The sequence below is a fragment of the Sphingobium sp. genome, from assembly GCF_035511395.1.
Classification (GTDB): domain Bacteria; phylum Pseudomonadota; class Alphaproteobacteria; order Sphingomonadales; family Sphingomonadaceae; genus Sphingobium.
Genome location: NZ_DATKFP010000219.1, coordinates 1 through 6,898, shown reverse-complemented (window position 1 = coordinate 6,898; position 6,898 = coordinate 1). Strand labels below are relative to the sequence as shown.

At 61.6% G+C, this 6,898-nt stretch carries 6 protein-coding genes and 2 pseudogenes; 4 read left to right on the top strand and 4 right to left on the bottom strand.

Going from position 1 to position 6,898, the window contains the following annotated elements:
* Window positions 1-5: 5 nt before the first annotated feature.
* The 4 genes and pseudogenes from VMR39_RS15090 to VMR39_RS15070 form a co-directional block, all read right to left on the bottom strand.
* Window positions 6-605 (bottom strand): DUF305 domain-containing protein, encoded by a 600-nt coding sequence (locus VMR39_RS15090; RefSeq protein ID WP_325416779.1) that lies wholly within the window; start codon window positions 603-605, stop codon window positions 6-8.
* 252 nt (window positions 606-857) lie between these two features.
* Window positions 858-1,921, bottom strand: a pseudogene (locus VMR39_RS15085) (integrase).
* Between the two features lie 117 nt (window positions 1,922-2,038).
* Window positions 2,039-2,428 (bottom strand): annotated as a pseudogene (locus VMR39_RS15080) (IS21 family transposase); the annotation flags it as partial.
* 556 nt (window positions 2,429-2,984) lie between these two features.
* Entirely contained in the window at window positions 2,985-4,370 is a 1,386-nt protein-coding gene (locus tag VMR39_RS15070; protein WP_325416778.1) for a tannase/feruloyl esterase family alpha/beta hydrolase, read from the bottom strand.
* Between VMR39_RS15070 and VMR39_RS15065 the strand changes: the two genes are divergently transcribed.
* The 4 genes from VMR39_RS15065 to VMR39_RS15050 form a co-directional block, all read left to right on the top strand.
* Window positions 4,270-4,509 (top strand): hypothetical protein, encoded by a 240-nt coding sequence (locus tag VMR39_RS15065; RefSeq protein WP_325416780.1) that lies wholly within the window; start codon window positions 4,270-4,272, stop codon window positions 4,507-4,509. The two genes, VMR39_RS15070 and VMR39_RS15065, sit on opposite strands and share 101 nt — an antisense overlap.
* A 400-nt stretch (window positions 4,510-4,909) precedes the next feature.
* Window positions 4,910-5,437, top strand: coding sequence for an RNA polymerase sigma factor (locus tag VMR39_RS15060; RefSeq protein WP_325416777.1), 528 nt, complete (start codon window positions 4,910-4,912; stop codon window positions 5,435-5,437).
* The gene (locus tag VMR39_RS15055) at window positions 5,434-6,414 is read left to right on the top strand and encodes a FecR family protein (RefSeq protein ID WP_325416776.1); all 981 of its coding nucleotides are present in this window, start codon (window positions 5,434-5,436) and stop codon (window positions 6,412-6,414) included. The genes VMR39_RS15060 and VMR39_RS15055 overlap by 4 nt, the downstream gene beginning before the upstream one ends.
* Window positions 6,415-6,496: 82 nt before the next feature.
* Window positions 6,497-6,898, top strand: a 402-nt coding sequence (locus VMR39_RS15050) for an STN domain-containing protein (RefSeq protein ID WP_325416775.1), incomplete at its 3' end; no start/stop codon positions are given.

Here is a 6,898-nt window from a genome sequence, read left to right as displayed (position 1 = left end):
TTCGCTCAATGGATCGGCGCGAGCGTATTTATTCCGGCGTCAGCGTCGGTTTCCGGCGGGGGCGGCGCACCTTGGCGATCGCGGTAGGATGGCAGATCAGGTGCAGCATTGGCCACTGGCTTCGCCTCCAAACGAGCGATCTGGCGCTTCATCTCCGCAATCTCTCGTACCTGTGCATCGATTATGCGGTCGGCCAGCAGACGTACCTGCGGATCCTTGATGTGAGCACGCTCACTGGTCATGATCGCGATGGAATGGTGCGGGATCATCGCCTTCAGGTAGGAGACATCGTCCACGGTTTCTTGACTGCGCACGAGCCACAGCGCTCCAGCGAAAGCAACCACCGCAGCCATGACGATGCCAATATTGGCCCGCCGGTTAGAATACATGCCCCACATAAAGCCAATCATGATCAGAGCCATGGTCGCTCCCATCACCACGGCCATCCAAGTCCGCGTCTGACTATATTCGACATGCCCGAGCGCGTAGGTGTTCAGATACATCAGCCCGAACATGATCACTGTAGACGTGACGATCATCGCGGCGAACCTGCCATAGCTCATGCCGCCGGGGTGGTGCTCTACAATCTTGCCGTTCTGGTCCATCTCGCCGACCTGCTTCAATCTGACTCCAACGCGCAGATGCTGGTGCATTATGCGCAGTTGGGTAAACGCGACCGTAGCCATTCAGCTCCGATTCGCTACGGAACATATGTTCCGTAGCGGGTCTTTTCTTTGATTGCGGCACGCCGGCCGGATGCAACGCTAAGCGCGCGGCCGGTTTCCCATATATCTGGGCCCGTCGCCGATCTCCACCATCAGCCGTCCCACTGCTCCATGTTCGGCAAGATTGCGGTTTTACACCAACGGCATACGCGGACTTTTCCACCGCCCCTCGTCCATCATGCCGGCGAGGTCCTCACCACTCACAACATGTCCTGCGTTAAGCCAACCCGCCTGGAATGCCCGCTGATCCCTTGAGCAGCCGCGCCACGTCATCGACCGTCAAATCCAGCAACGTTCAGCGATCTAATGCCTTCTGGATCATCGCCCGCCAGATCGACCCGATCGAGGCAGGATGAAGCGCCCCCCACATCATATTCGACACGCGCAGCCACGGCGCGCTTCGGCAGGGTCTTGCGCAAATCCCAAGTTTCTCGCGACGAAATGCTATCGATCCGCCGTCCTGCCTCCGCGCTGCGCGAGTTTCAGCGCCGCAGCTGCACGCGCGGGAACAGCGCATCGGTCTCAATTCCCGACACCGCCCGCCAGGCCGCGATTGCGCGCACCGACCGCGGGGACAGATAAGCGGTCGCCCCATCCCCTTCCTGGTCTGCCTTACTGCGCGGAATTTCCAGCAGCCGCGCGTCGGAATCGAGAGCATCGACAATATGCTCTACCGCAACCGCACGAGCTCCGAGGCGCGCAAGCCGGTGTCATAGGCGGTGAAAGAGTCCCTCAAAGCCGTCAGATCGTCTCCGCAGGCCTCCAGGAGCGCTTTGATGTTGAGAACGGGGTTTGTCACGCTCGACGCCCTTGACCGGCCCCTTGAAGCGCAACGGCCGCGCCTGCGCCACGCCGTTCTCGCGCCGGATCGCCCCCAGCCGCAATCTGACCAGCTCCGCCTGTATCGGATCCTTGAGATCGGGCAGCTGGTGGATCTTCGCGCTCGAGGCCCGGTAGCGGCCGAACGGGGTCAGCTTGGCCCCCTTCCCTGCCCGGTCATCCAGATAGGCGGCCACGATCACAGGTGTCGCCTGCAGCGCGATCTGGTTCGTGCGCCTGCACCACAAGTCGAATGCCTCCAGGTCAGACGTCAGCGCGCGGATGGAATGCGGCGAGGTTGCCGACTGATTGGCGGCAATCAGCGCTTCGTTGACAGTGATCCTGCCGCCGGTGCCATCCGCGACGCCGTTGATCAGTTCATGAAGACCTTTCTCGAAGCGCTCGCGATCGTCATGGTCGTCAGCCTTATCAGTCTGGGCTGGCGCGTGGGCATTGTCGTCGCGGGGGCCGTTCCGCTGACCTTGGCTGTTACGCTCCCCGAAATCGGCCTGCACATCGCCCGCCGGGTGGGCCAGCGGCACGAACATCTCCCGGCTACGCTGCTCACGCTCCCGAACGTAATCCTTGATGAGGGTATAGCCGCCGGTGAACCCATGCTCCTGGCGCAGGCGATCGAATACCCGCTTCGCCGTATGGCGCTGCTTGCACAGAGCGCCCCGGTCCCCGTCGAGCCAGCCATCGATGATCGCTACAAATCCGTCGAGCTTTGGACGACAAGGCGCTGCCTCGCGCCGGTAACCGGGCGGCGATGAAAACGACAGCATGTTGCGATCCGTGTCGCGCGACACATTGAAACGCTTCGCCGCGCTCCGCTGGCTCAGCCCTTCCGCGCAAGCCAGACGTACCTTCAGATAGAGTTCCACGCTGAAAATCCGCAGTCCTCCCCGCCAAGCAGAGAGGCTTCAAGGTGGACGACTTTTACGCCGCCCGCAGCGGATCTATCCCGCCGCTACCGTGGCCGACTATTCCGCTGCCGTTCTCACGGTACGACCATCGAATGCGCATAGATCGACGCAGGGAGACTTCATCAGTTTACCGGATCTCGATCGTCAGGCGAGCCAATTCATGCACGGGCTGCAGAGGTTGCAGGATCACGCCGCGCTCGATGTCTGGGCCGTCGGTTACGCTGACAATCCCGGCATGGGCTTCGGGACGACGCGCCAGACATGGAGGTCCGTAATATGCGCGTCGCCGCTCGCCTCTACAAGTATGCGCACTTTGTCTGCGACATGATCGTCGGTAGTATCGAGCAGGACGCAAGCGGTATCCCGCATCAACGATCAGGACCAACGCGATGATGATCGCCCAGACAATGCCCATGACGGGATCAAGCAAGATCCATCCCAGATTATCGGTCGGCCGATAGCGCCGCGATGGCCATCATGGAGATTCAAGGCATCCGCCAGCACATGGACCTATTCATCGACAATTGAAGTTTTCCGGACGCGTCCTGTCACCCGAGCCTTTGTAGACGGCATGCTTTGGATAGGCGCAGACGGGCCTTGTCATAGATTCACCCGATGCGCCGCCCGCCAGCACGCCTGGACCGCTCTTCGACCGAGGAGGGGTATAGCTGGCAACGATCGACGCCGGCGCTTCCTTGCCCTCGACCCATTTGGCCAAGACATCGACGCCGTCGAACGTGTTCGGCCCAAGCCCGCCGCGGCAATGGCCCATGCCCGGGAAGAAAAAAGCCCGGAAAAAATTTTGCTGCTTCGCCAGCGCCTTTGCCGGGTTCAGGCCTTCGCGTTGGGCAATACGGACGCCGACCTTGGCATAATAGTCGAAGGCGTCGTCGGCTGCCGCCGTGCTGTCGGCGAGGCCAAAATAGAGCATCAGCTTGCCGCCGGCCTTTTCGAAAGCCGTAAGGTCGGTGTTCGTGGCATCCCACAAAAAGCCCATGATCTCGATGAACGTGCTGGCATCCTTGTCCCAGTCCATTTTTCGCCAGTCCCATTGCTGACCCAGGACCGACTTGTTGACGCCGAGGAAGGGCGGGTCTGCGATCGGGGCGGCTTCCATGAATTCCTGCCATCCCAGCTCCGTGCCGCGCGGCAAGCCGGGGAAAATAATCTCGCCCTTGTTGTTGCGAGGGCCGTCATACATCTTGTTGGCAAGCGCGATCTCTCCTTGGGTGAGGCACGCCCCGGCTTGCGAGGACCCGGTGCAGGCGAGGGTTTCGGGCTTCCACCTACATTGTTGGGGCGCGGCCAGGAAGGGATCGCTTGCCAGGCCTCCGCCCAGCGTTCCGCAGGCCTTGAGGACCGCGTCGGACATCAACTTCAGTTTCGCGGGCGAGAGGATGTCGGCGGGATAGAGCTTTGGCAGCATATATTGATATTGATTGGCCAGCAGCAGGCGACTGCGATTATTCCCGGGATTGCCGACGAGTATGCCGTCGAAGTCATCGGGAAATTGCTGGGCTTCGCGCAGGCCCTGCATCCCGCCGGTCGAACAGCCCGCGAAATAGGCGGCCTTTTGGCCACGGCCGTAGTAGCGGGCGACGATCTGTTTCGATACTATCGCGGTTTCATGGGTGGCGCGAAAACCGAAATCATACCATTTAACGACATGGCCGACCGCGCTGTAGCCATCGACCTGATAGGGCGATGTGCCAAGGTCTGAATTGGCTACCGCATAGCCCCGCCGGAGACCGGTCGCTAGACTATAGTCAGGCATCGCATCCTGATTGCCGCCATAGCGAATGGCCCCGGCCATCGCGCCATTGCCGGTGTTCAGCAGACGCCCGTTCCAATTTTGCAGCGGCAGCCAGATTTCGTTCCTGACCAACGAATCCGCGGACATGACCGACGTAAAGGCAATCCGGCAGAAGGCGGGCAAAGTGGAAATTTTGACCCCGCCAGGAGTAGTGAACGCTCCGTCGGCAACCAGCGATGCCTCCACGATCTCGGAATTCGATATCCGGGCGCCGATCAGCGCCTGACATCGATCCGATCCTGTCTGGTGGCTTGCGGCCCTGTCCTCTGCCGCCTCGGCGCTGCCTGGGGAGGCAATGCAAAGGCCCGCGATGATGGCTGCGTGATATGCCGGTATATTCATGGTCTTCAGCGTTCCCCTTTGCGCGCGCAGTCTTCCGGTTGCCGGTCAAGTAACGACCCAGCCCCCACCAACCCCACCCTTTCCGAAACACGATGGCTGCCATGGCGAACGAGAACCGCGATACCCATGGCTTGCACTGGTGGATTCCCCATAACTCCCCGTCTTTCCCTGGCGAGGCGGACGGCGCGGGACGGCGGTTCTCGCGACGTGAAAGCCATTGTCGTTGCAGGCCATGGTCAACGCTTGACCGAACGGGATGTGCGGAGGTGAGGCAGATTCTACCCATGGAACATGATCTAGGCGCCACGACGCGGGGCGATATCGAGCAGGCCTTCCGGGCGCACAGCACCGAACTCTATCGTCTTGCGCGCAGCAACCTGGCCGGCGACAGCGTGGCGGCCGACGACGTCATCCAGGACGCCTTCGTCCGGCTCATCCGATCGGCGTTCCGCTATCCCGTAGGTGACATTCGTCCGATACTCTATCGTATCGTCCGCAACCTCCTCAAGGACCGGGCAAAAGCGGCGCGTGTCAGACGGCAGGCGGAACCGCATCTGCGCCTGGTGGCGCCGGACGCCTGTGAACTGACACCCGAGCGTATCATTATGGGCCGCGACAAGCTCACGCGAGTGGAGCAGGCCATCCTCGCGCTCCCGCCCAAATGCCGTCAGGTATATGTGCTGGCCCGCATGGAGCATATGTCGAACGCGGACATCGCGCAGCACTGTGGAACAAGCATATCCAATGTGGAAAAGCACATGACAAAGGCGCTCGGCCGATTGTCCCAGGCTCTGCGGGAGGATGGCGCGTGAAACGGTTCGACCACTCCGTGTCCAAGGCCCGGCTGGACGCAGCGGCCGCGCGCTTCTCTTCGCGCAGAAGCCAGGAAGCCGAACAGGACGACAAGGACGAGGATGAGGCGGCTGCGCACGCCATTGCCCAGTTTTGGGAGTTGTCCGGCCAGGTGTCGGAACGCCCCTCAATGCATTGGTTGCGGGCGGAGGCCTTGGCGGCGGACGGGCAAGTGTCCACAGGCAATATGGCCCGCGCCTCCGGGTGGAAGTGGCCGATGGCTCTGGCCGCGTCTCTGGCGCTGCTGATCGGCGGCGCATTTTATTTCGGCCATGGCGATTTCCTGGATCAGGGCAGCGACCAGTTCGCGACGCGCGTGGGTGAACAGAAGACCGTCATCCTTACGGACGGCAGCACGGTTTTGCTGGACACCAGAAGCCGGTTCGAACCCTTTGCGGAACCGGGCCTGCGCGGGGGCAGGCTGCTGGAGGGGAGAGCCCTTTTCCAAGTGAAGCATGACCCCTCCCGGCCGTTCAAGATATTTTCGGCCGGCGGCGAAACAGTCGCGCTGGGAACCCGGTTTGTCGTCGACACATCGACTAAGGGCGTCGGCGTGACGCTGCTCAACGGCAGCGTCGAGGTGCGATGCTTTTCCTGCAGGGCGACCAGTGATCACGTCCGTCTCGCGCCGGGGCAGCAAGCATATTATTCGAGAGGAAGCCAGGTCACGCTCGTAAAACAGGTGCAGGCGATCAACAGCGCCAGCGACTGGACCGCAGGACAATTGACCTTCGACGATTCGCCCATCGAGGACGTCGTTGCGCAACTGTCCCGATATACGCCGCATCCCATTCGCGTGGCGTCCTCGGCCAAGGGCCAGCGAGTCACGGGCGTCTTCCATATCGATGACAGCGCGCAGTTCGTATCCGTACTAACGACCGCGATGCCGGTTACCGCGAAGGTCCAGCACGACGGATCGATCCTAGTGGAAAAATGATCTCGCGAAGGTGGGGTTGTCTCCACGACTGGCGTTTCCCTTGCGACACCGGCGACAAGTTCGGCCGACAAGGGGGATTATCATGACCATATCCAAGATTGGCGCCATTCTGTTGGGGACCAGCGCCGGCGCCTTGGCCATAAGCACGGTTACAGCGTCACCAGCCCATGCGCAGGAGCGCATCCTGTCGATTCCCGCACAGCCGCTCGACAAGGCCATCAAACAACTGGCGCTGGACACGCGGCATGCGATCATCGCCGACACCTCCGTCACCCGCGGGCTGATGAGCGGACCGCTGAACGGCAGCTACAGTGCGGCAGAGGCGCTCGACCGGATGCTTGCCGGTACGATGCTGGAGGCTGTTCCGGTCGGGCGGACACTGGTGGTGAGAAGGCAAAGAGGCGGGTCGGGCCAGGCCAGCTTTCAGAAGATCGCGCAGCTGAGCACGGGGACAGGCACTTCGACCATCGCGTCGACCCCGTCT

What these genes read in the sequence shown, in the direction of transcription:
- VMR39_RS15090 (WP_325416779.1), bottom strand. Translation starts at nt 605, where the DNA reads ATGGACCAGAACGGCAAGATTGTAGAGCACCACCCCGGCGGCATGAGC.
- VMR39_RS15065 (WP_325416780.1), top strand. Translation starts at nt 4,270, where the DNA reads ATGGCCCCGGCCATCGCGCCATTGCCGGTGTTCAGCAGACGCCCGTTC.
- VMR39_RS15070 (WP_325416778.1), bottom strand. Translation starts at nt 4,370, where the DNA reads ATGTCCGCGGATTCGTTGGTCAGGAACGAAATCTGGCTGCCGCTGCAA.
- VMR39_RS15060 (WP_325416777.1), top strand. Translation starts at nt 4,910, where the DNA reads ATGGAACATGATCTAGGCGCCACGACGCGGGGCGATATCGAGCAGGCC.